The following is a 26091-nucleotide window of genomic DNA, read 5'->3' as shown; positions in this document are numbered from 1 at the left end:
TCCCGTGCCCCGGCCAGGGGGGCCCCAGGGCCGCAGAAAAGCCGTCCCGCGACCACCCCTGACATGCCTTTGCTCTGTGCCATTCATTGGCCGCCCGCCGCTTTTTGGGCGAACCGGGTCTCCACCACGGCGTTGTATGAAACCTTTTGATCCGCTTTGATCGTCCCGGCTTCGACGAGGACATTTTGCAGAATCCCGAACTGTGCCTCCGTCAGGACTGGATTGTCCGGCCAGGTGTGTTGTTGTTCGTAGCGCTGGACCGATTGTGCAATCAGGTCTTTCGGCGTGCCTTCAAAATACGGAGCGATCACGTCCGCCACTTCGGCGGGGCTGTGGCTTTCGATCCACCGAGTGGCCTGGTGCACTGCCGTGCACCATTTTTGAATCACGTCGGGGTGAGCGTGAACGTACGCGTCCGTTGCTTCATAGGCCGTCTCAGGATACGATCCGCCGGCTTCGCCCAGGGAAGCCACCACTTTTCCGACCCCCTGTTGTTCCAACATCGAAGCCAGGGGTTCATAAACCTGAATATAGTCCCCCTGCCCGCTGCGGAACGCCCCCACCATGGCCTGGGGGGCGATATTGGTGATGACCTTTGCGCCATGCACGCCCTGTTCGGCCAACACATGGTTCAGAACCATCTGCGGAGAACTGCCGGGCCGCCAACTGATGATCGTCTTGCCGTTTAAATCCTGCCAACGGAAAGGTTTCGACGTCGGCCGCCCCACCAGGAATGACCCATCCACTCCGGTCAGTTGATAAAAAGCCTTGATGCTCTTTTCCCCGTGCTGGTTGTAAATGTAGACGGAGGTTTCCGGGCCGATCAGGGAGATATCCGCCGTCCCCGCAAGGAGGGCCGCCGCTCCCTTATCCGAACCTTGGGAAGTCACCATGTCCACCTTGAGCCCTTGTTGTTGAAAAAACCCCTTGGCCAGTGCCACATAATGGGGTGCGTAAAAAATCGACCGGATCACCTCGGAGAATCGAATGGTCTGGGTCTGGGCCCCTAGGGCATCGCCCCCTCCGGGCGCCGGCCCCGGCGCCCCGGGCACTGTGCCTGTGGCCCCACATCCGGCAACCAAAACTGCAAGCGCCACCGCCACCAGGGCCGCCCACCATCTTCGTTTCCGTTTGACTCCTTTCATCGCTCCTCTCCCTCCTGCTCCACCCTATGCGGCGGTTGCCCATTTTGCCTCTGGGCGTTGGGGTGTGATCCGGTGGTTGACATATCCCCCTGGGGGGGTTATATTCAGGGTCATGGAGGCGTCTGCCATGGGACATCATTTACACAAATATCGAAAGCAAGTGATCAACCGATTGGCACGGATTGAGGGTCATGTTCGGGCCATTAAAGAGATGGCGCAGGATGACAGGGACTGCTCGGATTTGTTAATCCAAATCGCCGCCGTTCAGAAGGCTCTTGATGGGGTGGCCAAGGTGATTTTGAAGGACCATCTGGAGGTGTGTGTGGCCGCAGCTGGCCACGAAGACGACTTGAACAAGGTGTTGGGCGACTTGCGCAATGCCTTGGATCATTATATTCGATAGGAGAGGGACGGAATGGGGTTCGGACACGGTCACTCTCACCACCATGACGGAGGACACAGCCACACACATCGTGGTGTAGACAGCAGTATCGTTCAAGACAAAGAAGCGACCAGAGTTTTGATGATTTCGTTTGTGGGTCTCCTTGTGACAGGCATCGTGCAAGCCGCCTTTGTGGCGCTGTCGGGCAGTGTCGCGCTGCTGGCAGACACAATTCATAACTTTGGAGATGCATTCACCTCCATCCCGCTTTGGTTCGCATTCATCTTGAGTCGCCGCCTGCCTACAAGGCGATTTCCGTATGGGTTAAACCGCACTGAGGACATTGCCGGTTTGTTCATTGTCCTGGTCATTCTGGTGAGCGCCATCGTTGCAGCCTACGAATCAGTTCTAAAACTCATCCACAGTTCTTCGATCAACCATTTGGGAGTTGTTGCGCTGGCATCAGTCATCGGTTTTTTGGGAAATGAGATGGTCGCTGTCTACCGCATCCGCATGGGCAAGAAGATCGGGAGTGCAGCCCTGATTGCCGATGGTCATCACGCGAGGGTGGACGGCCTTACTTCTTTAGCCGTGCTCATTGGGGTGGTCGGTGCATGGCTGGGTTATCCCATCGTCGACCCAATTGTGGGTCTCGGTATCACTCTCATGATTCTTCTTATTGTCAAAGATTCCGCCAAAACGGTGTTGACCAGAATCCTCGACGGTATCGAACCGGAGAAGATTGACGCAATGGCCGCTTCCGCTGCGAGCGTATCCGGTGTCCTGAAGGTCAATGACGTCAAGGCTCGTTGGTTTGGTCATGAAGTTTTGGCTGACATCAGCATCACGGTTAACTCAAATCTTTCCGTGAAAGATGCACATCAAATCGCTAAGAATGTCATTCATCGGCTTCAACATGATATTGACCATCTATCCACAGTACAAGTCCATGTGGACCCTGTGGAAGAACAGGGGGAATCTTTTCATCACCGCGAAAGTTTCCACGGCTATCATGGACAGGACCATGATCATGGTCACAATCATCATCATAGACTTGTGCGTCGTCATAGCCGGATCCACCCCTAATATAAAGGGAGCTGTCAGCCCCGCATCCGTCCTCCCCCCACGGTTCACCACCTAAGGACGTCACCACAACTAAAGCCAATGCCCGGAGACGGGCACATTTTTCACAGTTCCTGCATAGATTGATGGGGTAAAACGGTTCTATAAAGCCCTGCGGCGAGACAAGCGTCTACCCGCATTGGGCGCGGCGGCGGACCGCCTCGCGCCCAATGCGTTCACATAGACACCTGGTGACTACCGTCATCCGTTCAAGGCGTATCTTCGACATTGCGCGGCGTTGCTTCTGCCCCTTGGAAGAGGGGTGCATTTCCTTCCTTTGCCTTGTTCTCTTCCACTTCCGATTCACGGGACATCTGCAACCATCGGTTTAGGGTGCGCTTGTATTCCACAAACATGGCCACGCGCCACGGAACAATCATCCCGTAAGCCAGGAGGAAAAATACCGCACCCGTCTGGGGTAATGTGATATATTGTTCTAGGTAGCTGTGCAACAGCAACCGCACCGCCAGAAGTCCCAGCAAAATCAACACAAAGGCTTTGGAACGCTTGAGATAAATCTTGCCGTCAATGACATGGAACTTCGACGTCCGAATCAATGGATAGGATAGAAATAACGCGCCGGCGAGAAACGCAACCAGGCCCCACCACACAGGGATCCGCATCACCGGAGCTGCGAACATGACAAAACCGGTGGTCATGCCGATGGGCGGCATGATGATCTTTTTTACCGAGGTGGGCCGCTGCGCCGCTTTAAGGCGTATGGCGATCACCATAAGCGCCATCACCACGGCGCCGAGCGTCGCCGTTGTCTGAAGGTTAAAGAAGGCGGCGTGAGGCATCATCAACCCTCCCACGGAAGGCTCATGCCATCAGTATAGCACAAAAACTCCGGATGTGTTCCCCGGGCGGTCAAACACGTCAGCCGAGGGCTTCAGGTCAGACCCCGGAGCTTCGGAACCGGCACCCCGGCAGTGGCCCTTGCAACGGCGGCACAGAACGGCAACTCACGGGCAGGGACACAGCGATTGTCAATAAAAATTCCCATGTCCCGGAACAACGACTGTGAAAGGAGCGCAAAAACATGGCTACTTATCCCGAAAAAGAGCAAAGGATCACCCTCAGAGATGACGAGGGCCATGAGGAAACCTATGATTTGGCGGATATCCTGGAAGTACATGGGCGTACCTACGCCATCTTACTGCCCGTGGATGAGATTCTCAACACCGAGGGGGTGGTGTATCGCCTGGATCCGGACGGAGGCGGGGGCATTGCTTTTGCTCCGGTAGAAGACGACGAAGAATGGCAGGCGGTGGTCGACGCTTTCAACACAGCCCTTTTTGAAGAGGACTGATCTGCAAGATCCAGGGAGCCGGAAAACTGCTTTAAGACTGTCGCTCGATCTCCCGCCGCCGCTTGGCAATGGCCGCCTTAGCCAACAGGTACGTTTCCCGCTCGATGAGATGTTCCTCCCAAAGATCCTCCAACTCGAGCTCCATCATCAGCAGATCGTCTAAGGGTGAGCCGATATATACGATAATCCCGAAGCGGCGCAAAAGGGATTTGACATCTGCCAACGTCCAACCGGGCGGGGACCCCGGCGTCTCGGTTCCGTTTATCCCTGGCACACCGTTTCACCCCTCATGATCCTCGGGAGATCACCGGCCGAGCTCTTTCAACCGCTGCCACAGTTCCACCATATCGGGAAACCACGGGGCGGTCACCTGGATCCGCTCCCCGGTTCGGGGATGGTCGAAAACCAGCCGCTCGGCATGAAGTGCCTGCCGCTCAATCCACGGGGACGGCTCCCCGTAGAGAGTATCCCCAATGACCGGATGACCGAGTTCCGCAAGATGGACCCGGATCTGATGCGTCCGTCCCGTCTGAAGTCGCACTTTCAGGTGGGTGGCATTCTCCACCCGTTCCACCACTTCAAAGCGCGTTCTGGCCCGCCGGCCCGTCGGTGCCACCTGGCGGCGGTTCCCGTGGTTTGGATCTCGTTCGATGGGCAGATCGATCCAGCCCCGGTCCGCTACCACTCGCCCCTGAACGAGGGCGGCATACTCCCTATGCACCCTTCGCATCCCATCCCACCTGCCGGCTTCGTCCGCTCCGAACACCGGACTCCGCCCGCCTTCGGCAAAGCGCAGATCTCGCGACAGCCGATGATGGGCAAATTGATTTTTCGCGATGAGAACGAGGCCGCTCGTGTCCCGATCCAAACGATTTAACGGTCGAAAAGGGCGATGGCTCCCGGTCAGCCGCCAGGCATACACGACACCGTTGGCGAGGGTGCCGGTATAAACCCCTTTGGTCGGATGAACCAACATCCCCGGGGGCTTATTCACCACCAACACGTCCTCATCTTCATAGAGGGTCTCAAAAGGAATCGGCTCGGGCAACACATCATCGGAAGGCGTCTCCCCCCAGCGTATCTCCAAGATATCCCCGGCAGACACGCGTTCAGAAAGGTAGGCCGGGCGGCCATTTCTCCGAATTCCATTTTGGGTAATGGCCAAGCGGACCAGTCGGCGGGAGACATGCAGGCGCCCCTGTAAAACTTCTCTCACCTGTCTCCCGTGGTCTCTCGCCTCGACCCGCCACATCAGCGTACATTCATCGTTCATCGACGCTTACCTCGGTGTAGACGTCCGACCTGTCCGGGGCGCCATCCCCCGCGCGTTCCCGCCGTTTTGCACAATTGCGGGGCATAGGGGGCGGCCCGTAGGCCAATCCTAAGCCCGAAGGGAGGGACGGTCGATGCCCGGTGTCAAATGTATGGTTGAGGAGTGCATGTATAATAATCACCGCGGCGGCTGCACCGCCGAGGAAATTCTCATCGCCACCAACGGCAACCTTATCGCCGGTACCGTAAAAGGAACCATGTGCTCCACCTTCGACTTCGACCATCACACCAACCAATATGGCGACAACGTCAGCGACTGAACCTCCGATCCCCGGCCGCCGCTTATCGGGCGGCCTTCTTTTCGGTGTTTCCTCCGCAATATAACGTTCAGCCCCGAAGTTCTTACTCCCGCCCGAAAACATCATCCAATGCCGCCGTCAATCGCTCCACCGCCATGTCGATTTCCGGTTCCTCGACAATCAACGGAGGCAGCAACCGAATGGTGGTCCCGCCGGCCACCGTTACCAAGAGGCCCCGCTTCAGACATGCTTCGGCCACTTGGGAGGCGCCCTCATCGAGCACCACGCCAAGCATCAGTCCCATCCCGCGAATCTCCCGAAGGTGCGGGTGATTCCCCAGCGCATTGGCTAGGCGGCCTCGCAGGTACGCCCCGCGTCGGGCAGCCTTCTCCCACAGCCGCTCTTTCTCCACGACCTCCACCGTCGCCAAGGCGGCCCGCATAGCCAGGGGGTTGCCGCCAAAGGTGGAGCCGTGAGAACCGGGGACAAAAGCCTCAGCCACCCGGCGTTTTGCCAACACGGCGCCCACCGGAACGCCGTTGGCCAGTCCTTTGGCCAGGGTGCAAATGTCCGGTTGCACTCCAAACTGCTCGTACGCAAAAAATGTTCCCGTTCGCCCCATTCCGGTCTGTACTTCGTCGATGACGAGAAGGACATTGCGGCGATCGCACAGGGCCCGCACTTCTTGCACATAGTCTGTGGGCACGGGCATCACCCCGCCTTCCCCCTGGACCATTTCCATCATGACCGCACAGACCGTTCCATCTAAGGCTTCTTCCAAAGCTTTCACATCTCCCACGGGGACGTGGCGCACGCCGCCAAGCAGCGGACCAAACCCTTCCTGGTACTTCGGTTGGGCGGTGGCTGTAAGAGCTCCCAGAGTCCTCCCGTGGAAGGAGTGCTCCAATGTGATCACCGTCGACCGTTCGGGCATACCGTTGTGATACGCCCATCGCCGGGCCAGTTTGATCGCCGCCTCACTGGCCTCGGCCCCGCTGTTGCAGAAAAATACCTGATCCATGGCCGAGTGTTTCACCAGCCAGTTGGCTAACTCCACCTGCTGGGGGATGTAAAACAAGTTCGAGCAGTGCAGCAAGGTTCGAGCCTGGTCCGCGATCGCCTCGGCCACCGCCGGATGGCTGTGTCCGAGAATCGCCACCGCAATCCCGGCGGCAAAATCAAGGTATTGATTGCCATCGGCATCCCAAAGCCAGACCCCTTCCCCCCGCACCATCGCCACCGGCCACCGGCTGTACGTATGCATGAGCGCGCCGGAATGCGCCACGACCTCTTCGTTGCTCAATGTCACCAGTGCCACTCCCTTTTCAGGTTTCCCTCACGCCGACGCCCCGGCGCTGGACCCCTTATCGTCCTTAAGTTTTCGCGAGTACCATAGAAAAATGGGCAGCGGAATAACGATCCACCCCAGACTTTTTATCAGTCCGTTCAGTCCCCTTCGCCGCGCCTGTTGCATCTCATCCACAACCAAACGTTCATAATCGGCCCGGATCGTGGCTTCATCCGGGACAGGCGGGGCCGGCTCCCCCGGGGGGACCTTGACCGACTGGGCGATTCGCATGTCCCGATAGGAGGCGTAATCTTGAATGACCCCATTTGGCACGATAATGTCGCTCAGGGACATAAAGATTCCCACACATCCGCCGATGGACATCATCAAGGTGGCAAAAAGAACCAGGTACAAATAGATCCTTCGAATCATTCGGGCCCCTCCCCGGCAGGAAGGACCATCGTGCCGATTCCCCGGTCGGTGAACACCTCCAACAGCAAGGCGTGCGGATCCTCCCCATTGATGATATGAACGTGTTTAGCTCCCGCCTCCAAGGCGGTCAGGCAGGCCTTTACCTTGGGGATCATTCCACCGTAGATCTCGCCGCTTTCCACCAGCTGACGGATCTCCTCCGCCGTGATTTTCGACACCACTTCCGAACCACCGGGCCCTCGGCGCACAATTCCGGGTACATCCGTGATGAGGAACAATTTTTCCGCCCCGAGCGCCCCGGCCACAGCCCCGGCGGCCTCGTCGGCGTTCACATTGTACCGCCGTCCTTCCCGATCGACACCCACCGGCGCAATGACAGGGATCAGGTGGCGATCGAGCAATCCCTCGATCAGGGCGGTGTTCACGTGCACCACTTCGCCCACATAGCCGATGTCCCCGGCGGGGTGGTGTTTTTTGGCCACCTCCAAGAGCATTCCGTCCACGCCCGACAAACCGACGGCCCCTCCGTCGTGCTGATTGAATGCCGCCACGAGGCGCGGATTGACCGCGCCGGAGAGCACCATCTCCACGACCTCCATCACCGCCTCATCGGTGACTCGAAGACCCTCCACGAACTGCGCCCGATGGCCCAGGCGCTCCAGCATGGCGGTGATCTCTTTCCCGCCTCCGTGAACCACCACGGGGTGAATCCCCACCTGCTTTAACCAGATGATGTCCAGGATGACATCGGTAAAACGCTCCCCCATCGCACTGCCGCCATATTTGATGACGAAAATCTTTCCCGCAAAGCGCTGGATATACGGCAGTGCTTCAATCAAGACCGCCGCTTTTTCTTCCTCGCTCATCTCCTTAAGCTCCTTCTCTCCCCTTGGCACCGAGAACCCGAATCCTCGAGCTCCTCCTGAAAAGACGGTCCACAACTCCGTTATGTCCGGTAATGGGCGTTAATCTCGATATAACGCTCGGTCAAATCGCACCCCCACGCCACGGCCTTTCCGGAGCCCTCCCCGATCACCACCCGCAATGGCACCGGGTCCCCCCGCAGGACAACCCGGGCGGCTTCCTCATCGAAGGGCACCGCTCCGCCCCGGCGACAAACGGCAATGTCCCCAATATAAATGTCCACATTCTGTGGATCGAAGGAAGATCCGGCATATCCCGCAGCGCAGAGAATCCGTCCCCAATTCGGGTCGGCGCCGTACACCGCCGTCTTGACGAGGCTCGATCCGATCACCGCCTTGGCGACGCGCCGGGCCTCCTCGTCGGTGGACGCCCCTTCCACCCGGGTCTCAATCAAACGGGTTGCCCCTTCTCCGTCCCTGGCAATGGCCTTCGCCAGATGGATCGCTGCCTCGGTGACAGCCTCGACAAACCGGTCCCAGTCCGGGTGATCCGGGCGAAGTGGTCGATTTCCCGCCATGCCGTTTGCCAAAAGCAAGACGGTATCATTGGTGCTGGTATCCCCGTCCACGCTGATGCAATGAAAACTCGCATCCACCGCATGCCTCAGCGCTTCTTGCAAAGCTTCCGATTCCACCTCGGCGTCGGTGGTGAGAAACGCGAGCATGGTGGCCATATTGGGATGGATCATCCCGGATCCTTTGGCCGCCCCGCCGATCCTTACTGTTTGCCCATCGACCGTCAGCTCCCGAACCACTTCCTTGGTGTACGTATCTGTGGTCAGGATCGCTTCAGCAAACGCGCGGCCGCCGTCGTCTCGAATTTTTTTTGCGGCCTCCTCGATGCCCGCGCTCAAACGGTCCATGGGAAGCGGAACCCCAATCACTCCCGTGGAGGCCACCCCGATATCGCCCGGTTCCAATCCGAACAGGTCCGCCGCCTGGATCTGAATAGCGAGCACGTCCGCAGTTCCTTGCTCCCCGGTACAGGCATTGGCGTTTCCGCTGTTAACCACCACCGCCTGCAACCGCCGCTGCTCCCGGATCCTGGCCTCGGTCGCCTCTACGGCCGCCGATCGGACCCGGTTGGTCGTGAACATGCCCGCCGCCACCGCAGGCTGCTCGCTGTACAGAATGGCCACATCGAGGCGTTCGGCTTTTCCGTCCCGAATGCCCGCCGCTGCCGCCCCCGCCCAGAACCCTTTTGGGGCCGTGACCCCCAGCCATTCTTGGCGTTCCTCCTGTTGCATTTCATCCCACCGGTCAGCCACCGTTTACCCCTTCTTTCCGCAGTTCCCTTTTGCACTGCGCCGCACCACCCCGAAGGCGAAGCGGTCCGACCCCGGCTTTCCACAATCTTTGGATCGCTCACGGGTACATGGGGACCAGGTCCAACCCCATCGTTTCAGGCCACCCCATCATGACGTTCAAATTCTGTACCGCCTGCCCCGCCGCGCCTTTCACCAGATTGTCAATGACGCTGACCACGATCATTCGACCCGTTCGGCGCTCCACAGTCAGACCGATGTCACACAGATTGGTCCCCCGTACTTCCTTAGTCTGGGGCCATTGTCCCGCCGGCCGAACCCGAACGAAGGGCTCCTGTCGGTAGGCGTCCTGGTATACCTCCCACACCCGCTCGGTCGTCCACTCCCTCCATTCGCCCGTCAAGGTACCATAAGCCGTTACCAAAATACCCCGACCCATGGGAAGGAGATGAGCCGTAAAAGACACCCGGGCCGAACCTTGGCCAAAAGCTGCCAGATGATACTCGATTTCGGGTGTGTGCTGGTGTTCGGCAACTTTGTAGGCCTTGAAATTCTCCGCCACCTCAGCAAAGTGGTTTCCCAGGTTCACTCCGCGCCCGGCTCCGGTCACACCCGACTTCGCATCGATGATCAATCCATCGGCCTCCACTCCCCTGTTGCGGACGGCCGGTAATAGGCCAAGCAACGCCGCCGTCGGGTAACACCCCGGATTCGACACAAAGGACGCTCCTGCCACCCGCTCCCGGTTCCATTCCGTCAATCCATAGACGGCCTCTTCCCGCACGGCTTCCGACGGGGGATCCTTTTTATACCATTCCCGAAACAAAGGACCCGGAATGCGAAAATCTCCCCCGAGATCGATCACCCGCACTCCCCGTTCGCGAAGCGAGGGCACCATGGTCGAAGATAGCCCCGCCGGCAAGGCCAAAAACGCGACATTCGCTTCCTCGGCCACTCGATCGGGGTCAAAGGCCTGAAGCTCAAAGTCGGCGATACCGGTCAAATGGGGGTACACCCTGGACAACTGTATTCCGGCATGGGAGTCGGATGTCACCAGGGCAAGTTCCGCTTCGGGATGACGAACCAGCAACCGAACCAACTCCACCCCTGCATAACCCGTTGCCCCCACCACCGCCACTCGAGTCACAAATCCCACCTCCATTCTCCAATGGTTTGGTTTTGCGAGCCCGACACATCGACTTGTATGATTATACAACGATATGTATAAGCATTCAATCCTTCGGCCAGCGTTTCCACAGCCCAACTCCGACGACGGCACAGGCCGCTAACCCGGCCGTCCACCAAGCACCTCCCGGCCATTGATCCGCAATGCCCAGCCCAGGATCCTCCGCCACAAGCCCACCTGCCATCCACCCCAAAAGACCTGCACCCGGGTACACCAACCACTCCATCCGATTCAGAAGCAGCCGAATCAAGTCGCTCCCCCATACGATCAGCGGAATACTCAAAGCAAGCCCTGCGACGAGTAACAGGAGATTCCCCTGGGCGGCGGCCGCCACCGCCAACACATTGTCGATGCTCATGGTTACATCCGCAAGAACGATCGTCCCTACCGCTTCCCACCATTGCGGCGGCTGGGATTCCGGCTGTTCGTCCGCCGGCGGCAGGGTCTCCGGCCCCGGCAAAATCAACCGGACCGCGATCCACAGAAGAGCGACCCCCGCAGCCGCCTGGATGTAGGGTTTTGTCAGCCACCGCGCCGCGAGGATTGTCAGAAGAATGCGCAGGGCCACTGCGGCGGCGGCGCCAAAAACGGCCGCCCGGCGCCGCTGGCCCGCCGGAAGTCGACGGGTGGCCATGGCAATCACCAAAGCGTTGTCCCCGCTGAGCATAATATTGATCCACGCCAGCACGAACAGATCAACGACAGTCTGCACGGCACTCTCGCCTCCGCGCGAAATTCGCCAAACTACACCCAGTGCGAAAGCACCAACCCCCCGTACGCGAAAGCGGCAAGAATCACGAAGGCGGGATGAATTTTCCGGACCACCAGCGCCCACAGTGACACCGCCGCAATGCCAAGAAATTGCAGAATCCCGATGCCCTGTACAGATTCCTGGCCCATTTCCCAGGTCAATAGCACCAACATCACGGCGATGACCGGCTGGACCAACATCGTCATGCCCCGAACCGCCTTGGATCCCCGAAACCGAGCCAATAAGCGCATAAAGGCAATCAGTCCGACAGCGGTCGGGACCACCGTCGCCACCAAGGCCGCGAGGAGTCCAGGCCACCCTGCGACCTCGTACCCCACAAAGGCGGCGATCTTCGTGGCAATCGGACCCGGGAGGGCGTTGCCCACCGCCAGTACATCGGCGAATTGTCCGTTTGTCAGCCACTGGTACCGGTGGACGATCTCCTCTTGCATCAACGGGATCGTGGAAGGACCGCCGCCGTACCCCAAGAGGTTCGCGACCAAAAAACCCCATAATAAGTGCAGCCAATTCATCATCGCGAGCCCTCCTCTTCTCCGGACGTACCCGCCCCACTGTGGCCCTCCTGATCATCACGCCCTTGGTCGCCACCTTCGCTTTGCCCGACCCGTCCGCCCGCCACCGTTTCAGTGGGCTGAACATTCGCCCCCTGTTCACCCGACCCCGCCCCGCTGCCCAGCCGCCTGGCCCGAAGGGCGTCAACAACCCTCAAATGCACACTCCCGTAGAGCAAAGCGGCCAGCACTACCAGGGCGGGGTGTACGTTTACCGGTCCCAGCAAAACGAGCGCCAAAAGATCGGCCACCGCGGCGAATAACCATCCCAGTCCCCGGCTCGCAGAGGCGCCAAACTCATAGGCCATCACACCCAGCATCACCACGATCACCGGCTTGACCGCCGCGATCATTCCGGCCACCACCCGGGAACTTTTGAGTGCATACAAGGATCCCAATAACACGATCATCGCAAGACTGCTCGGTAGGATATGAACGACCACAGCGAGGACAGCACCGAGGATCCCTTTAACGCGATACCCGAGATACGCGGCCAGTTTCGTGGCGATGGGCCCCGGAAGCGCGTTCGCCAAGGCGACAATTTCGCCGAACTCTTCATCTTCCATCCAGCTATAGCGCCGGACCGCTTCATGGCGCATCAAAGGAATGACCGCCGGTCCCCCGCCGTACGTAAAAATGCCCGTGCGAAACATGGCGACCAGTAGATTCCACCACGATACCATGCCGCCGACTTCTTTCTCATCGGGCGCCGTGTTTTCCATCAACATCCCCTCGCTTCTCTCGTGTCGCCTAAACATGTGAGGCGCCCGGTGGTGTTTGTCCAACCCCATTCTTCGCTATCTTACCACATCGCCGATCCCAACATCGGGGCCTCCCCCGGCAGGCCGCCTTCTCGGCCCACCGCCGATGTGGGATCAAAGCCCAGTAGACGCCTCTGCCCTCGGTTCCCCTGAATCTCTTCCCTTGCGGCTTCTACCGGCGGTCAGTGTCAACGTCACCCCTGCCACGACCAACGCCCCGCCCAGCCATTGGACCACCCTCACTGGCTGCCCTAGCAGCATGGCCATGAACAACGTAAAAACGGGTAGTAAGTTCATAAAGATTCCCGCTTGGCCTGCCGGGATACGCATCACGCCTGCGTTCCAACAGACATAGGCCAACACCGAAGCGAACACGCCAATGTAAGCCACCCCCACCCAGGTGATGGGCAGGGCCAGCAGTTTCCAATCTAAAGCAGCGGGAATCAGTCCGATCACCGCCCCCATTCCCGAAGTCACCCAAGCCGTGGTCATCGTCCCCACTTCCCGTTGAACCCGGGGTACGTAAAGGGAGTACACGGCCCAAAGGAACACGCAGATGAGCATCAACCAATCGCCGGGGTTGAGCCGCAGCCCAGTCAGCACACTCCAATCCCCTCGGCTCACCACAACCACCACCCCGGCTAGGGAAACGATCAGCCCAATGACCTGTAGCGCCGATATCCGGCTTCTCTGCCAAATGGCAGCGAGGGCTGCGATGAGGGCTGGGTTAATCCCGGAAATCAGCGAAGCATTAACTGGGCTTGTATGATGGAGAGCTTGGTACAGGACAAATCCGTATCCCCCCACCCCCGTGACCGCTAAAAACACCAACCCGCCGAACCGGCGGCGAATCGCTTGGGGACCCGGCGATCCCGGGCGAGCCCACTCCCTTCTGACGAAAGGCCATAAGACCGTAAAGGCAATCCACCAGCGCACCGTGGTCAGAGCCCCTGCAGAAATCACAGGGGCAAGGGCTGCCCCGAACAAGTAATTTCCCGCCCAAAACAGGTTGGCCAGGGTGAGAAAAAGAACCGCCGCTTTATCCATGTCGGACTTCCCCGCTCACCTGAACGCCCGGGTCCCAGTCTTTCAGATCAACGACTTCGACCCGGGATGAAGCTCTTTGAAAATCCTCCACCACCTCCGGATGACACGTCAAATAAAACAGTTGCACGTCCTCGGCCAAACGCGTCAGGAGTTTGGCCCCCTGGCGCCTTCGCACCGGATCAAAATTCACGAGTATATCATCCATAACCAATGGTGGCACAACTCCCCTCTCCCGGAGATCGTCGATCAGCCCAAGCCGAATAGCCAGATACATCTGTTCGGTTGTACCGCGGCTCAACCGGGGTAGTGGCCATCGATGCCCCGCTGCATCTTCGGCATACCACGCCTCCTCCTCAAGAGGCACGACAATCCGTCGGTAACGGCCCCCTGTCAAGGCGGCGAATGCGGTCGACGCCCGGCGTATGACCGCGGGTTGTCGCTCCCGTTCGTACCTTTCCTTGGTTCGGCGCAGGAGATGCAGCGCCAAGGCATCCACTGCCCATTCCCGCACCTCCCGCCGCAGCCCGGCGATGAGATCTTCCCGGCGCTGCAGCCAATGGGACAGAGACCGCCCCTCCTCCAGCTCCTTAAGTCTAGCCGTGTTTTCCGCTCGTCGGGCTCCGATATCCCGAGTCTTGCGATCCAGCTCTTCCTCCATGCGGTCCAATTCTGTTAACTCATCTTCAATTGCAACCGGGTCCCAATGGGCCACCTCGGCCAACTCCCGTTCGTCCTCCGCCAGGCGGTGCAGCTGCTCTTCCAGTGCTCGACGGGTATCCCGCAATTCCCTCCGACGGCGAAGCTCCGGCCGGACTTTGCGCCACTCCTCTTCGCCCGTGATGCCCAGATCTGCCCAGCCCCGCTGCAGTTCACCTTTTGCCGCCGCCAATCGATCGGACGTCTGCTCGGCCATACCCGCCGCTTTCTTCCTTTCGTCTCGCAAGCGGTCTCGGCGCTGTACCCGTCGGATTTCATCGTCTAGTGCCGCCCGCAAGCTCCCACACACCCGGGCGTCCCAATCCGCCTGGGCTGCTAAATCCTCATCCTCCGGCAGGGAAGGGATGGGAAGTCCGCACTGTGCGCACAGCTCAGCCAACTGCCGCCTCCATCTTCGACCCTGGTCTCCCAAATCCGCCTCCCGACGCCGGCGCTCCTCCATCTGCCTCCTCAGGCGGCGCAGGTGATCGAAAGCATCCAGAGCGGCAGACACCTGGGGCCACGAAAGCTTCCTGGGAAATCCCTGACCGACCAACCAGGACTCCCAGGATTCCCGGCAACGAACAAGTTGGTCCTCTGATTCCTGGAGCTTCTTTTGTTCCATCTCTACGGTTCGTCGCGCACGTTCCTCATCCCGGCGCAACTGTTCGATCCGGGCTCGTTTATCCTCCACGAGGGCCATCCGTCGGGCCGCATCGTCCAAAACCCGTTCGATATCCTCAATGTCCCGTTCGCTCCAGTCGGCTCGTCCGAACAGCGACTCCGCCATTCGCGCCTCCCGTTCTGTCAAATCGCGAATATGGCTTTCGACTTCAGATTTTCGCCTCTCCCACGCCTCTCTGCGGGCTTTCGCGTCCCTCTCCGCCCGCCGTCCCCGGCTCACTCCCCAAACTGCCATTGCGGCTCCGACGATGGCCGCACCCCACACCAGGACCGAATGGGCTCCAAACAACGCCCCCACAAGAGCGATGAGTATCAACCCGGCAGCCGGGATGGCCCATGCCCACCTCTCCGGCCCTACCTGGGAGTTGGACGCCGACTGGATCGCTTCCAACGTGCTTTCCAAGCGGGCCTCTTTCTCCGCACGCTGTCGGCGAATTTCTAAAAGCTCTCTCACCTTCGCCCGTCGGCCCGGGATATCCCCTTCGGCAAACTTGCCTCCACGGACAGTGAGCCCGGATCCTTCCGGTGCGACACCGAAGGAGGGCACTTCGTCGCCCACCGCCGCCAGCGCCTCCGCCTCCAGTTCCACCCGCTCCTGCCGAATCCGCTCAAGGGTTTCTATCTCGCGTTCCGCCGTCGCCCGGCGGTCCCGCAGGACCACCTCGGCCTGCTCCAGAGCCCGCCACAATTCGCTGCCCTGCTCCCGGGCGGCAATCGAGGTGTCGGGCTCCGCCCCTTGGCCCGCAAGCTCGGGACCCAAGCGCTGGACCCAATCCCTCTCTTCCACGGCCCATGACGCCAACTCGTTGCGGATGCGTATTCGCTCTTCCCGGCGCCCCGCCTCCAGCCCCCGGCCTTCCAGCACCGTTGCGATTCTCTCCCGCTCTCGCCACAATGGGCCGGGCTCTGGCACACTCCGGAGCTCCGCCTCAAGCGCGTCCCGCTCCTTGGCGGCTCGGGCCGCTTCGAGCTGCAACCCTTCCACCTTCTCCAGAATGCGATCTAAGCGTGCGACCTCGTCCGGGTCCACATCCGGCAGATCGCGCACCTCCGCCCAGGAGGATTCCGTGTTATTCCATGCATCGAAGATTTCCCGCAGTTGTTTGAGCCGCAGCAATCTCCGCCGACGAACGCGGATCTCCTTTCGCCGGTCCGCAACCTCCGCCTCCTGATCGTCACATTGTGCCAGCGCCGCCGTTACCTCGGCGTACTCCGCCGCCGGATCCCCGAGTATGCGAATCTGTCGCTCGCATTCCTGGAGGGCGGTCTGGAGCTGATTAATAACCGGGTTCTTGCCCCGACTCTTGTACCGCTTCTCCATTGCCTGAACCAAGCGCTGCTCTGCCGCTGCCAAATCGGTCCCGCGCAAACCGGCGCCGGCGCTGTACAATTGTCCGGCAACCCTGGGGTCGGACAGGGATTCAAACCGCTCCAACTCCCCCAGACCGAAAGCGAATATCTGATCGTAGACGAACCGGCTCAACCCTCCAAGACGGCGGTTCCACGTCTCCTCGTCCACTTGAGCCCCGCCCGGGGCCAGGATCCGACTGTGCTCCCGCCGTCCCTCCACCCGGCGTTCCACTCTCCACTGCTGCCCGTCCGCAAAAACAACGTCTAAGCGCCCTCCCCATCCCTCTTCCGGCGACCAATACGGGCTCTTGTCCTTTCGAGATTCCCCGAACAACATGGCTCGGATAAAATGAAGCCACGTGGTTTTTCCCGCCTCGTTCAGTCCATACAGCAGGATGAGCCCGCCCGGTGCCACCGTGCGCTCCACATCCTGCCAACGCCCGTAGCGGTCCACCCTCCACCCCAGAATGCGCATCACGATTCCCCTTCCGCCACCAACTCATCCAACAACCGCTCTACAGCCCGATCCGTCCAATCTTCCACATCGATCCAATCCTCCGGCTCCCCCCGGCGATGAACAAAGCGTATGACCTTTCCAAGAACTTCCTGGGCTTCCACCGCCCACTGTCCGGCCTCCCGCCGCTCCTGGACATAGCGCAACAATTCGCCAACAAAAGTGGGCTCATCCAGCCATTTCTCCAAATTGCGCTCGCCACCCACAACCGCATCCAGCCGATTGATCCACACGTCGTTGCCACCACCAAACCAGCGGGTGCGGCTCTCCGACAGCCATTCTTCCAGAAACCCGTCGCGCCGGAGCAACCCGGCCACAGGGCCTCGGCCGACGAAGCGCACGTCGACAATGACCGGCCGCCCGGCCGCCTTCCGCACCTTTTCCAAGCGATCGTCCAGAACTTGAAACAGTTCCTCTTCTCCGGTGATCCCACCGATGGAAATTTCAATGTCTTCCCAACGCAATGAGTCGGTGGCGCGAAACTCCGCCTCCACCCCGTTCGGCCCCAGGGTGAGGATATAACATCCCTTCGGCCCCTTCTCCCGTCGGTGGCGGCCCTGGGACGTACCCGCGTAGAGAAAGTGGACTCCCCGGTGATGCCAGAACCGGGCGCCGTGCACATGTCCCAGCAACCACAGATCCATACCCACATCGGCCAGCTCTTCCACGGAACAGGGAGCATAGGACTCGTGCCCCGGATCCCCACCAACATTGGCGTGAAGGAGCCCGATCCGCCACCCCTCTCCCGAATTGTCGGCAACGGCAGCCGCGAATTCCGGGGCCGGGTTCTCCCGCACCTCGGCCTGTCCATAGCTCACACCCCAGATCCGCGCCACCTCGCGTCCCCCCCGGATCAGGGGCACCGCTTCCACCTTCGGGCCAAAAACGTGGACACCTTCGGGCCACGTCAATCGATGACTCCACCCGGACAGCGGGTCATGGTTTCCGTGAACCACAAAAACCGGGATTCCTGCCTGCGACAACCTCGCCAATTCATCGCGAAAACGCAGTTGGGCCCGGAGACTGCGGGTCTCCCGATCGTAGACATCGCCGCCCACCGTCAAAGCATCGGCCTGCTCTTGCAGACACACGTCGACGATCCGGGAGAACGAGTCGAAAGTCGCCTCGTACAACCGATCCTGTAAGGCCGCGTCTTCCCCCTCCAACCCTACGAAAGGGCTGTCCAGGTGGAGATCTGCGCAATGAACCAACTTCAGCCTATCCACGGGCCCAACACCCCATCTCACCCTTTGTACCGGCTCCGCCCAGCTCGTTTCACCCTCAAAGTGTGGCGGATCACGGCATCAGCAGTTGCCGGAGGAATACACGAACGTCCCGGCCGTTGATTGCATATCCACGGACCGAGCCCTTATCCGTTTGATTTCGCTTCCGACGGTGAAAATCCTGCCTATGATCCTGTACAGTGCCCACCACCATTGATCCCGCGAGAAAATCAGTGGTACAATGACGGCGATCGAACCTGCCGACTCACCGACCAATTAAGTGTGCGGGCGGACAGGACGGGGGGAGACCATTGTTGGAACTCCTGGGCGGCATACATATCGGACCATTGTTCCTGCCTTATCGACTCGTCGGCCTCATCCTCGCCGTCCTCGCCGGAGCTTGGGCGATGCGGCGGGGACCGTGGACCGATCCCGAAGCGCGGACTCCCCGGGACCAAAGCGTGGACGAGGTGGCCCTGACCGCCTATTGGAACGCGGCCATAGCGGGACTTGTCGGTTACCGCTTCGCAAGCCTGATCCTCACGCCCGCCGCATGGTGGAACGAGCCAGGGCGCGCCCTCTTTTCCGCTCCGCCTTCCGGAAGCGTATGGGTGGCCGGGGCGGCAGCCGGTGCCGCTCTCATCTTGACAGCGCTCCGACAAAGACTGTCGATACAGGCCCTTTTGGATCGGATCGTCCCGTCTCTTCTCCTCTCCGGCGCTTTTTATAGCTTTTTTGCCCTGGACGTGGGCAGTATCACCAACCTTCCGTGGGGCATACCCCTGGGAGACACCAGTCGCCACCCCGTCAACATCTACCGAGCCCTCCTCCTGATCACAGCCTTTTTCATCGTATGGTTGGCGGGGTCCCGGCAGGGGACCCATTCGGCGCCCCCTTCCAGCATCCGCAGCGTGCGCCCCACCGGCCTTGCAATCTTCCTTCTCGGTGCCGCCCTGCTCACAGCCGGCTACGCCGATAGCCCCGGCCCTCTCTATTTGGGACTGCGTCCAGACCAGTGGGCCAGTGTCGCCCTATTGGCCATTGGCGCCCTGAGTATCAACCGGGTACAAAAGCCCAGTTCGGTGCATAAACCCTAGGCCAAACCCGTCAACATATAGAGGCCCATCGCAATGAGCAGGCCGCCGCCAATCAGCTCGGCCCGCCACCCCCACCGAGATCCGGCTTTATACCCCAACGCGAAGCCCGCTCGGGCGGCCCCCCAAGCGGTAAGCCCCACGATGGGGATCACCACCCACGCCAAAACCCCCGTAAAACTCAGGGCCATCGCCGCCGTAAAAGCATCGATGCTCGCGGCTGCGGCCAACACCATCACAGGTCCCGACAACGACCAGCGCTCGTTCCGGTGCCTCCACGCCTGAGAGATGGTGTGCACACCAAGTAGGAAAAATACGATCATTCCGACGGGAAGGATGAGATCGCCAAATCGTCCGTGCAATCTCCGACCGAGTTCCAGCCCCAGGGCCGGTAAAACAATGTGAAATACGGTAACCGCCAATTCGAATCGCTCTCGTTCATGCCGCGATACCCCTTGCAGCCCGAGCTTGAGGCTCACCGCGAAGACATCGGTGGCCAGGGCCACGGACATGAGAGCGGTCTCGCTGTACACGATGGCGGGCGAGATGAGCACCTCTTCCAACATCGGGCACCTCTTTCTCAGGGTTTCCTTGTCTGTTTCATCCTCCCTCGTCCGCCCGGAGTTGCCGCAACTGACACCATTCTCGAACCGTTCACCGGACAACCACCTTTCTCACGTCTATGCTCAAATCAATCCGGGCAGAACCCGGCCTCGCATCGGCCACCGTCGCCCCGACCCCGGGCCCCCAATCTTGGCGTTGGTTCAATGGATCAAAGTGGCACCCGCCGAGGTGGTGGCCGGGTTCTACGCCTCCCATTCCGCGTCTCTCTGGTTCGGGTTGTTGCTGAACATGCTCCGTGGCGGGGTGCGGGTGGTCCGGCCGGACATCGACCAAGCGGCATTGGTGGCTGCCGACCACCCTGGACGGGGCCCGATGTGGAAAGGTGACGGTTCGAGGCCGGAAAAGCCTAGCGCCGAACCTCTGTAACCAGGGCCTCCCTCATGGCATCGACCACGCGATCGGCGCGAAACCGGACCACCGACTCTTGAACCGCTTCGGGGTTTGGCAGAATCCCGGGATCCCGGACGATCCGCTGCAGGATCTCCGCCAGTTGGTGAATCTCCCCCACGGGATACAGCCAACCGTTGACGCCGGGCCGGACGATATCTCTCGGCCCGACGGGACAATCCGAACTGACGCAGGGAATGCCGTGGGCCATGGCCTCGGCGAGCACCATGCCAAACCCCTCATACGCCGAGGTCAACACCAGCGCCGACGCGGCCTCCAAGGCACTCCAAGGATCGCTGACCCACCCCGTCCAGCGGATCCGGGAATCGATGCCAAGATCCCGTGCCAACGCAACCAAGGTCTCCTTCTCATCGCCGTCTCCGATCACCACGGCCTGCCAATCCCCATGCACCGCGGCCAGGGCCCGAAGAAAATCCGCCACCCGTTTTTGCCCTTCCACCATCAGCCTGCCCACGTAAACAAAAGTCGCCGTTGTCGGCCGGGGAACGATTCGCCGGGCCGGCGGAACGGGATTATAAATCAAGTAGATCGGGTGCCTCCCGTCAACCCTTTCAATTTGCCGGGCCATGTCTGAACTGATGGCGAGGTGAAAATCCGCCGCCTTAAGAATAAAATTTTGCCGCATGGTCGTCAGGGAAAAATGAAGCCACGATGCCACGGGCACCCGGCGGAAGCGAAACAGGGAGAAAAGCCTGGCCCACACCAGCGCCTTTTTATCGAGAGCGACCACCACATCGGGGTTCCACTGCGCCAGACGAAAAAAACCGCGCAGGAGTTTCGCGATCTTCCTCCCCGGCCCCACCCCCGTCAGCTCACCCGGAAGGTCGCTCAACCACGACCGGTCTTTGAGATCGCCGAATAATAGCACGTGCGTCGCATCCCCGCGCCCCTCGAGGGCTCGGATCACCGTCCCGGTCACGTTCTCGATCCCGCCCCGCCCGGATAAGGCAAAATAAACGACAAAGGCCACTCGCATGTCGATTCCCTCCAGATAAAGACGACTTTGCCAGTCAGGGCAGGTGGAGCGGCGATCCCTCCTCGGCTCCGCCGCGTTCCCGGCGGTGGGCCAACTGGTACCGTAGGACCCCCGGCAGAAGTCGCAGAAAGGACACGATCACCCTGGGATGTTTCAGCACCTCGGCCAACGCGATATGGACTTTTTTCTCCTTGAGAGGTTGGACAACTCGGTAGTAGTCCACCAGCTGCCGGGCATGGCTCACGCGATCTGATAAAGCCTGGTAGATCTCCGGCTCCCTTGACCGGTCCACCTTGGCGAGCAGCTCCACGGCAATGTCATAGACCTGCTGGTGAAGAGGAATTTTATCATGAACCAGAGATTCCCGGCGATTTCGATAGTAGTAGTACGCCTTTGGGGCCAACCACATGGACGCCCCTCGCCGCAGCCACGTGAACAAAAACACAAAATCCTCGCCAAAACGCAGCGTTTCCGGGTAACGAACGCCCGATTCCAGCAGCCGTTGCCGATGCATCAAGGGCTTGACAAGCCCGAGGTCCCAACGGACAAATTGCGCGGGCGCCACCCAGCCCTCGGTGGGCCGCAGGCCACGCTCCCGGAACAACGTGGTCCACGGAAGCTCCGCCCCGTCTTGAATAAAATAAAGGTCATCACAGATAAGATCAGCTTTCTCCCGCACCGCGGTTTCGTACAGCCGTTCCAAACGGTCCTCTGCCCACCAATCGTCCCCGTCCAAAACGGCGATCCACTCCCCCCGGGATTCCGCGATGGCCCGGTTGCGGCTGAAAGACGGCCCCTTGTTCCCTTCGTTGACAAACAGCCGGACCCGGCTATCCGCCTGGGCCTTCACCCGGGCCACGGTATCGTCCGTCGAGGCGTCATCCACCACAAGCACTTCGACATTCCCCAGGGTCTGCCCAAGGGCGGAGCGAAGGGCCCCCTCGATATACCGTCCCACATTATACGTGGGGATGATCACCGAAACCAAAGGTTTCATTGCGCTCCCCCTTCTGTCTGCCGCCCCGGGTGAACCGCCACTCGGACTCGGCAGTCACCCGCGAAAACGGCGACGAAACCGCCTCCATTATATTGAGACCGGATCAGACAGGCAATGTCCCCTTGCGCCAGCGCACCACCATAAACCCAGCCCCAGCTTCATCTTGGGACACCCTTCGCCTCATTTCCAGAGACCAGGCTGAAGCCTCGTCTGTGAATTCCCTTGGGCTGACATACAGTCCGAACCGCACCTGCTCCGGTATACACGGACCGATTTCCACCGCCTCTTCATAAGAGAAAAACCGTGCGCCGTGATAGACACTGGTGGCATCTTCCCGCCCACGTTTTGAGTATTGTTCCGCCCAGGGGCCCAATTTTGCAATAAACCCCACCACCACTCGCCCGCCCGGTTTGACAACCCGGTAGGCCTCTCGCAATGCCGCCTTCGGATCGGCGACAAACTCGAGGGTCGCATTGGCCAACGCCAGATCAAAGCTGTCCGGGGGAAACGGCAGATGGGTGACGTCCGCCCGCATAAAAGGGACGCGCCCATCCCCTTTGCGCCTGGCGACCTCCAACATTTTTTCCGATAAATCGACCCCGGTCACCGATAACCCGAGTTTATGCAGCCAATAAGTGTACGAACCTGTACCGCACCCCAGGTCGATGGCCGATTCCCCAGACCGGGGCCGCGCCATTGCTCCGATGAGGCGGCGTTCCACCGCGTCGACAAAATGCCCCAGAGGAGTGCGGCAAAAGTCATCGTAGGATTCAGCCTTCTGATCAAACAGCGTCATCTCGTCACACCCGTTTCGGTGAACCTTTCACTTTGGACGTCTCTCAACCACAACGCCGCCACGAGACCCGACGCGATCACGAGCACCCCTACAATGCCCATCGACGTGGAGGTACCCAGAGCGTCGGCCAAAAGGCCGGAGACGAGGGCACCGACCGCGTAGCCAAAATCCCTCCAGAACCGATACACCCCCAGCGCCGAAGCCCGCCACTCAGCTTCGGAATGGTCGGCCACAGCAGCGAGCAAGGTCGGGTATACCATCGCGGTCCCGACGCCCAGCAGAATGGAGCCTGTGGACCAGAGGGCAAACCCTTGAGTAAAGACGATCCACAGAATCGCCCCGCCCTGAATGAGCATCCCCACGATGATGAGCCAGGTGCGCCCAAACCGGTCGCTCAAAGGTCCCGTCGCCAATTGGAGGAGTCCCCAGGTCCCAGGATATAAGGCGACAATCGTCCCCACAGCCGCGATGTCCAAGGCATGAGCATTGAGAAACAAAGGGAGTAGTCCCCAGATCATTCCATCCTTAAAATTGGTCATGAACCCGGCTTGACTGGCGCTAAGGAGTGGTGTGTTTTGCCAAGTCGCAATCGCAAAGGCGCGGCCAAGGGGGAGAGAAGACCCCGCCACAGTTTTGGATAAGGCGGTGGTGTCCTTCACCGGAACGCTTGACAACAAAAGCCCGGCCAACGCATATGCGACACCCAAGTAGAAAGGCTGTGGCCGCACCCCGTACACCGCAGCCACATACCCGGACACCAGGGCCGTGATCGAAATGGCGGAATACCCGGCAAACTCGTTGAGGCCGAGGACCAAGCCCCGAAACCGGGGACCGGCCAAGTCAATTTTCATATTCACCGTCATGGACCAACAGAAACCCTGATTGATGCCAAGGAGGACATTGGCGAAAATCACCCAGTTCCAGTTTGGGGCAAACATCACCAGGAAGGGCACGGGCAAACCGACCACCCACCCGGCGACCAAAAGCCGTTTTCGCCCCAAAAGGTCCGCGATGCGGCCGGCAAACAGGTTGGACAGGGCTTTGACGACGCCGAAACTGATAATGAAAGCGACGGCTGCGCTTTTACCGGCAATGCCAAACTCCTCTTTGGCAAGTAACGGGAGGACCGTTCGCTCGAGGCCGACCATGCCCCCGACGAATAGATTGACGATCACAAGCAATGCGATTTGCACCGGGCGACTCTGCAACAGGCCGATGCCTCCCATGCCCGATCCTTCCTTTCCCGAATCGCTTATTGACCAGCGTTGGTGAGCCGAATTCGTTCGTAGTCGGACGGCTTGGGTGGTATGTCCTGAGTCATAAAAGCTATGAATTCATCGAGTGAACGGGCTTGAAGGGCCACATTGAAACGGCGTTCGAACCCAATTGTCGAAGACGGTTTGCCACTCAAGAAACGTCCGCAGACGGAACCTGAGTAGGCTCCGGGATAAACCTCAATCTGGTCATCCAATTTCATCAGTTTTTCAAATAGGCTGTTATACAAGTCTCTAGCTCCTTCCTCCAAACTGGAGGCCAATTCCGTTCGTCCTGCATCACCAACCATCAACGTGTGTCCGGTCAGCACGAACCACGGGGCGTCTGCGCGACGAAGATCAGATACAAGCAGTGAAATATGTTCCGGTGTATGGCCTGGAGTATGAATAATTTGAATCCGTGTATTGCCTGTGAATAAAACATCTCCATCTTCCACAGGGTGAAACGTGTAGCGAACATCTGCCGACCGATGGAGCACATAGCTCGCTCCTGTTCGCTCCGCCAGTCGGCGACCGCCCGAAATATGGTCGGCATGAAGATGGGTATCAAACACGTAGCGGATATTGAGCCCGGCGCGTTCGGCCTCGCGGACGTAGAATTCGACATCGTCTACGGGATCAACAACTGCGCCTTGACCTTCCGTGCCACACCCGAACAGGTAAGATGCGGCAACTGGGTTTTCATGCAAGTATTGTCGGAAAATCACCTTACAATCCCCCCCTGGAAACAGACATGGATCTCCGCCACTCGCGAACACCCTGCTCCACCCGAATCGCTCGATATCCGTGGCGCCGCAGGATCTGTACCGCTTCCGCCGCAAACAGACAGTAGCGTCCTCGACAATAAGCCACGATCTGTTTGTCTTTGGGTAGCTCCGCCATCTTTTGCTCTAATTCTTCAAGCGGGACCGACCAGGCCCCGGGGATATGATCGAATTCGTATTCATCCCGTGGACGAACATCGAGCACCACCACATCGGGGTCCTTCACCAAGGTGTCGAGTTCTTCTGCACTGAGTGGCCTGGATGAATCCAATGGATGAATCCAGCTCTCCCTTTCTGTTTCTATAGCGCGATATAGCCACTCTCCCACTTCCTCAACTTTCAAGAGTAAGTCTAGAACGCGCTCATCCGAAAGCCGGTACATCGAGTAGTTGCCTCGCTTGTAAAATTTCACAAGACGTGCTTCCAGTAAGGTCTGAAGATGTTGAGAGACGTTAGCAATACTTTGCTGAGTTTCCCGGGCCAGCACTTCGACGGACTTAGGTCCTTGTGAAAGCAGGTCGAGAAGCTCTAATCGTCGCGGGCTTCCCATGGCCTTCCCGAGTCTCGCAAGTTCGGAATATACAGCTTCTTTAAATGGTCTCGTATTCGCCCCCACCTCGATTCACCTCTTCTGCGCTGACAATGTTTACCCTCGCGGTAAGTGTCGCTGCAGGCTTGGTCAGTATTCAATTGTTTGCTTGATTAATATAGTCGCTGTGCGTTGTGCTGTCAACATGATTTCCTGCGTACATAATGAAGCCCCGCAGGAAAGATCCTGCGGGGCTTGCGGGAACGCGCCCGGCAACGTCCTACTCTCCCAGGGCCCTGCGGCCCAAGTACCATCGGCGCTGGAGGACTTCACTTCTGTGTTCGGAATGGTGACAGGTGTTTCCCCTCCGCTCTCGTCACCCGACCCTCGTTCCCTCAAAACCGA

The 26091-nt window shown here is 59.6% G+C and carries 28 protein-coding genes and 1 rRNA gene; 6 read left to right on the top strand and 23 right to left on the bottom strand.

Annotated elements, in window-relative coordinates; translation table 11 throughout:
- Positions 1-83: 83 nt before the first annotated feature.
- Positions 84-1145, bottom strand: a complete 1062-nt coding sequence (locus CVV65_RS02120) for an ABC transporter substrate-binding protein (RefSeq protein ID WP_100666743.1) — start codon at positions 1143-1145, stop codon at positions 84-86.
- A gap of 127 nt (positions 1146-1272) precedes the next feature.
- Between CVV65_RS02120 and CVV65_RS02115 the strand changes: the two genes are divergently transcribed.
- Together CVV65_RS02115 and CVV65_RS02110 are read left to right on the top strand one after the other, a co-directional pair.
- Positions 1273-1548, top strand: coding sequence for a metal-sensing transcriptional repressor (locus CVV65_RS02115; RefSeq protein WP_100666742.1), 276 nt, complete (start codon positions 1273-1275; stop codon positions 1546-1548).
- Between the two features lie 12 nt (positions 1549-1560).
- Positions 1561-2613: a cation diffusion facilitator family transporter gene (locus tag CVV65_RS02110; RefSeq protein ID WP_100666741.1), complete on the top strand. Its 1053-nt coding sequence runs from the start codon at positions 1561-1563 to the stop codon at positions 2611-2613.
- A 245-nt stretch (positions 2614-2858) separates the two neighbouring features.
- Here the strand turns inward: CVV65_RS02110 and CVV65_RS02105 are convergent, their stop codons facing one another.
- Positions 2859-3449: a CcdC family protein gene (locus CVV65_RS02105; protein WP_100666740.1), complete on the bottom strand. Its 591-nt coding sequence runs from the start codon at positions 3447-3449 to the stop codon at positions 2859-2861.
- A gap of 242 nt (positions 3450-3691) precedes the next feature.
- Between CVV65_RS02105 and CVV65_RS02100 the strand changes: the two genes are divergently transcribed.
- A complete protein-coding gene (locus tag CVV65_RS02100) occupies positions 3692-3961 on the top strand; it encodes a DUF1292 domain-containing protein (protein WP_100666739.1) in 270 nt (89 codons plus the stop codon).
- A gap of 31 nt (positions 3962-3992) precedes the next feature.
- Here the strand turns inward: CVV65_RS02100 and CVV65_RS02095 are convergent, their stop codons facing one another.
- Positions 3993-4235, bottom strand: coding sequence for a YqgQ family protein (locus tag CVV65_RS02095; RefSeq protein ID WP_232796684.1), 243 nt, complete (start codon positions 4233-4235; stop codon positions 3993-3995).
- A 30-nt stretch (positions 4236-4265) separates the two neighbouring features.
- Positions 4266-5234: an RluA family pseudouridine synthase gene (locus tag CVV65_RS02090; protein WP_100666738.1), complete on the bottom strand. Its 969-nt coding sequence runs from the start codon at positions 5232-5234 to the stop codon at positions 4266-4268.
- 133 nt (positions 5235-5367) lie between these two features.
- On the opposite strand from CVV65_RS02090, the gene CVV65_RS02085 reads away from it, so the two are divergent.
- Positions 5368-5553 (top strand): DUF1540 domain-containing protein, encoded by a 186-nt coding sequence (locus CVV65_RS02085; RefSeq protein WP_100666737.1) that lies wholly within the window; start codon positions 5368-5370, stop codon positions 5551-5553.
- 82 nt (positions 5554-5635) lie between these two features.
- Here the strand turns inward: CVV65_RS02085 and CVV65_RS02080 are convergent, their stop codons facing one another.
- From CVV65_RS02080 to CVV65_RS02030, 11 genes are all read right to left on the bottom strand, one after another.
- Complete coding sequence (locus CVV65_RS02080) at positions 5636-6841, bottom strand: acetylornithine transaminase (RefSeq protein ID WP_100666736.1); 1206 nt, start codon at positions 6839-6841, stop codon at positions 5636-5638.
- A 27-nt stretch (positions 6842-6868) separates the two neighbouring features.
- Positions 6869-7252, bottom strand: a complete 384-nt coding sequence (locus tag CVV65_RS02075) for a hypothetical protein (protein ID WP_100666735.1) — start codon at positions 7250-7252, stop codon at positions 6869-6871.
- Positions 7249-8118, bottom strand: coding sequence for an acetylglutamate kinase (argB, locus tag CVV65_RS02070; RefSeq protein WP_100666734.1), 870 nt, complete (start codon positions 8116-8118; stop codon positions 7249-7251). The genes CVV65_RS02075 and argB overlap by 4 nt, the downstream gene beginning before the upstream one ends.
- An 80-nt stretch (positions 8119-8198) precedes the next feature.
- Positions 8199-9443 carry a bifunctional glutamate N-acetyltransferase/amino-acid acetyltransferase ArgJ gene (gene argJ / locus CVV65_RS02065; RefSeq protein WP_232059560.1) on the bottom strand — a complete coding sequence of 415 codons (1245 nt, stop codon included), beginning with the start codon at positions 9441-9443 and terminating at the stop codon, positions 8199-8201.
- 97 nt (positions 9444-9540) lie between these two features.
- Positions 9541-10587 (bottom strand): N-acetyl-gamma-glutamyl-phosphate reductase, encoded by a 1047-nt coding sequence (argC, locus tag CVV65_RS02060; protein WP_100669109.1) that lies wholly within the window; start codon positions 10585-10587, stop codon positions 9541-9543.
- A gap of 85 nt (positions 10588-10672) precedes the next feature.
- Positions 10673-11338: a YjbE family putative metal transport protein gene (locus CVV65_RS02055; protein WP_100666733.1), complete on the bottom strand. Its 666-nt coding sequence runs from the start codon at positions 11336-11338 to the stop codon at positions 10673-10675.
- Between the two features lie 32 nt (positions 11339-11370).
- Positions 11371-11913: a chromate efflux transporter ChrA gene (locus CVV65_RS02050; protein WP_100666732.1), complete on the bottom strand. Its 543-nt coding sequence runs from the start codon at positions 11911-11913 to the stop codon at positions 11371-11373.
- Positions 11910-12671 carry a chromate efflux transporter ChrB gene (locus tag CVV65_RS02045; protein ID WP_331250449.1) on the bottom strand — a complete coding sequence of 254 codons (762 nt, stop codon included), beginning with the start codon at positions 12669-12671 and terminating at the stop codon, positions 11910-11912. Before CVV65_RS02045 ends, CVV65_RS02050 begins: the two co-directional genes overlap by 4 nt.
- A 153-nt stretch (positions 12672-12824) precedes the next feature.
- A complete protein-coding gene (locus tag CVV65_RS02040; RefSeq protein WP_100666731.1) occupies positions 12825-13757 on the bottom strand; it encodes a DMT family transporter in 933 nt (310 codons plus the stop codon).
- On the bottom strand, positions 13750-16962 hold the full coding sequence (locus CVV65_RS02035; RefSeq protein ID WP_100666730.1) for an AAA family ATPase: 3213 nt from the start codon (positions 16960-16962) through the stop codon (positions 13750-13752). Before CVV65_RS02035 ends, CVV65_RS02040 begins: the two co-directional genes overlap by 8 nt.
- Complete coding sequence (locus CVV65_RS02030) at positions 16962-18227, bottom strand: metallophosphoesterase family protein (RefSeq protein WP_157935341.1); 1266 nt, start codon at positions 18225-18227, stop codon at positions 16962-16964. The genes CVV65_RS02035 and CVV65_RS02030 overlap by 1 nt, the downstream gene beginning before the upstream one ends.
- 308 nt (positions 18228-18535) lie before the next feature.
- Between CVV65_RS02030 and CVV65_RS02025 the strand changes: the two genes are divergently transcribed.
- The gene (locus CVV65_RS02025; RefSeq protein WP_100666728.1) at positions 18536-19321 is read left to right on the top strand and encodes a prolipoprotein diacylglyceryl transferase family protein; all 786 of its coding nucleotides are present in this window, start codon (positions 18536-18538) and stop codon (positions 19319-19321) included.
- Here the strand turns inward: CVV65_RS02025 and CVV65_RS02020 are convergent.
- Complete coding sequence (locus CVV65_RS02020; RefSeq protein WP_100666727.1) at positions 19318-19884, bottom strand: manganese efflux pump MntP; 567 nt, start codon at positions 19882-19884, stop codon at positions 19318-19320. The genes CVV65_RS02025 and CVV65_RS02020 overlap by 4 nt on opposite strands.
- Between CVV65_RS02020 and CVV65_RS16495 the strand changes: the two genes are divergently transcribed.
- Positions 19865-20308, top strand: coding sequence for a hypothetical protein (locus CVV65_RS16495; RefSeq protein ID WP_133121191.1), 444 nt, complete (start codon positions 19865-19867; stop codon positions 20306-20308). The genes CVV65_RS02020 and CVV65_RS16495 overlap by 20 nt on opposite strands.
- On the opposite strand, the gene CVV65_RS02010 is transcribed toward CVV65_RS16495, so the two are convergent.
- The 7 genes from CVV65_RS02010 to rrf all read right to left on the bottom strand — a co-directional run bounded on the left by CVV65_RS02010 (position 20289) and on the right by rrf (position 26070).
- The gene (locus CVV65_RS02010) at positions 20289-21326 is read right to left on the bottom strand and encodes a glycosyltransferase (RefSeq protein ID WP_100666725.1); all 1038 of its coding nucleotides are present in this window, start codon (positions 21324-21326) and stop codon (positions 20289-20291) included. The two genes, CVV65_RS16495 and CVV65_RS02010, sit on opposite strands and share 20 nt — an antisense overlap.
- 34 nt (positions 21327-21360) lie before the next feature.
- Entirely contained in the window at positions 21361-22323 is a 963-nt protein-coding gene (locus CVV65_RS02005; RefSeq protein ID WP_100666724.1) for a glycosyltransferase family 2 protein, read from the bottom strand.
- Between the two features lie 103 nt (positions 22324-22426).
- The gene (locus CVV65_RS02000; protein WP_100666723.1) at positions 22427-23119 is read right to left on the bottom strand and encodes a class I SAM-dependent methyltransferase; all 693 of its coding nucleotides are present in this window, start codon (positions 23117-23119) and stop codon (positions 22427-22429) included.
- Positions 23116-24345: an MFS transporter gene (locus tag CVV65_RS01995; protein WP_100666722.1), complete on the bottom strand. Its 1230-nt coding sequence runs from the start codon at positions 24343-24345 to the stop codon at positions 23116-23118. Before CVV65_RS01995 ends, CVV65_RS02000 begins: the two co-directional genes overlap by 4 nt.
- Positions 24346-24371: 26 nt before the next feature.
- Positions 24372-25100 (bottom strand): MBL fold metallo-hydrolase, encoded by a 729-nt coding sequence (locus CVV65_RS01990; RefSeq protein WP_100666721.1) that lies wholly within the window; start codon positions 25098-25100, stop codon positions 24372-24374.
- Position 25101: 1 nt separating this feature from the next.
- Entirely contained in the window at positions 25102-25773 is a 672-nt protein-coding gene (locus CVV65_RS01985) for an ArsR/SmtB family transcription factor (protein ID WP_100666720.1), read from the bottom strand.
- A 180-nt stretch (positions 25774-25953) separates the two neighbouring features.
- A 5S ribosomal RNA gene (gene rrf, locus CVV65_RS01980) occupies positions 25954-26070 on the bottom strand.
- Positions 26071-26091 lie beyond the last annotated feature (21 nt).

The organism is Kyrpidia spormannii (assembly GCF_002804065.1).
Lineage (GTDB): Bacteria > Bacillota > Bacilli > Kyrpidiales > Kyrpidiaceae > Kyrpidia > Kyrpidia spormannii.
The sequence above is the reverse complement of the archived record's forward strand: the minus strand, read 5'-3'. Positions and strand labels throughout refer to the sequence as shown.

Bases quoted from the DNA above. Each gene is read 5' to 3' on its own strand.
- CVV65_RS02100 (WP_100666739.1), top strand. From the start codon at position 3,692: ATGGCTACTTATCCCGAAAAAGAGCAAAGGATCACCCTCAGAGATGAC.
- CVV65_RS02105 (WP_100666740.1), bottom strand. From the start codon at position 3,449: ATGCCTCACGCCGCCTTCTTTAACCTTCAGACAACGGCGACGCTCGGC.
- CVV65_RS02085 (WP_100666737.1), top strand. From the start codon at position 5,368: ATGCCCGGTGTCAAATGTATGGTTGAGGAGTGCATGTATAATAATCAC.
- CVV65_RS02035 (WP_100666730.1), bottom strand. From the start codon at position 16,962: ATGCGCATTCTGGGGTGGAGGGTGGACCGCTACGGGCGTTGGCAGGAT.
- CVV65_RS01995 (WP_100666722.1), bottom strand. From the start codon at position 24,345: ATGGGAGGCATCGGCCTGTTGCAGAGTCGCCCGGTGCAAATCGCATTG.
- CVV65_RS02120 (WP_100666743.1), bottom strand. From the start codon at position 1,145: ATGAAAGGAGTCAAACGGAAACGAAGATGGTGGGCGGCCCTGGTGGCG.
- CVV65_RS02000 (WP_100666723.1), bottom strand. From the start codon at position 23,119: ATGACGCTGTTTGATCAGAAGGCTGAATCCTACGATGACTTTTGCCGC.
- CVV65_RS16495 (WP_133121191.1), top strand. From the start codon at position 19,865: ATGAGCACCTCTTCCAACATCGGGCACCTCTTTCTCAGGGTTTCCTTG.
- CVV65_RS02005 (WP_100666724.1), bottom strand. From the start codon at position 22,323: ATGAAACCTTTGGTTTCGGTGATCATCCCCACGTATAATGTGGGACGG.
- CVV65_RS02050 (WP_100666732.1), bottom strand. From the start codon at position 11,913: ATGATGAATTGGCTGCACTTATTATGGGGTTTTTTGGTCGCGAACCTC.
- CVV65_RS02040 (WP_100666731.1), bottom strand. From the start codon at position 13,757: ATGGATAAAGCGGCGGTTCTTTTTCTCACCCTGGCCAACCTGTTTTGG.
- argB (WP_100666734.1), bottom strand. From the start codon at position 8,118: ATGAGCGAGGAAGAAAAAGCGGCGGTCTTGATTGAAGCACTGCCGTAT.
- CVV65_RS02020 (WP_100666727.1), bottom strand. From the start codon at position 19,884: ATGTTGGAAGAGGTGCTCATCTCGCCCGCCATCGTGTACAGCGAGACC.
- CVV65_RS02090 (WP_100666738.1), bottom strand. From the start codon at position 5,234: ATGAACGATGAATGTACGCTGATGTGGCGGGTCGAGGCGAGAGACCAC.
- CVV65_RS02010 (WP_100666725.1), bottom strand. From the start codon at position 21,326: ATGCGAGTGGCCTTTGTCGTTTATTTTGCCTTATCCGGGCGGGGCGGG.
- CVV65_RS02045 (WP_331250449.1), bottom strand. From the start codon at position 12,671: ATGGAAAACACGGCGCCCGATGAGAAAGAAGTCGGCGGCATGGTATCG.
- CVV65_RS02075 (WP_100666735.1), bottom strand. From the start codon at position 7,252: ATGATTCGAAGGATCTATTTGTACCTGGTTCTTTTTGCCACCTTGATG.
- CVV65_RS02110 (WP_100666741.1), top strand. From the start codon at position 1,561: ATGGGGTTCGGACACGGTCACTCTCACCACCATGACGGAGGACACAGC.
- CVV65_RS02115 (WP_100666742.1), top strand. From the start codon at position 1,273: ATGGGACATCATTTACACAAATATCGAAAGCAAGTGATCAACCGATTG.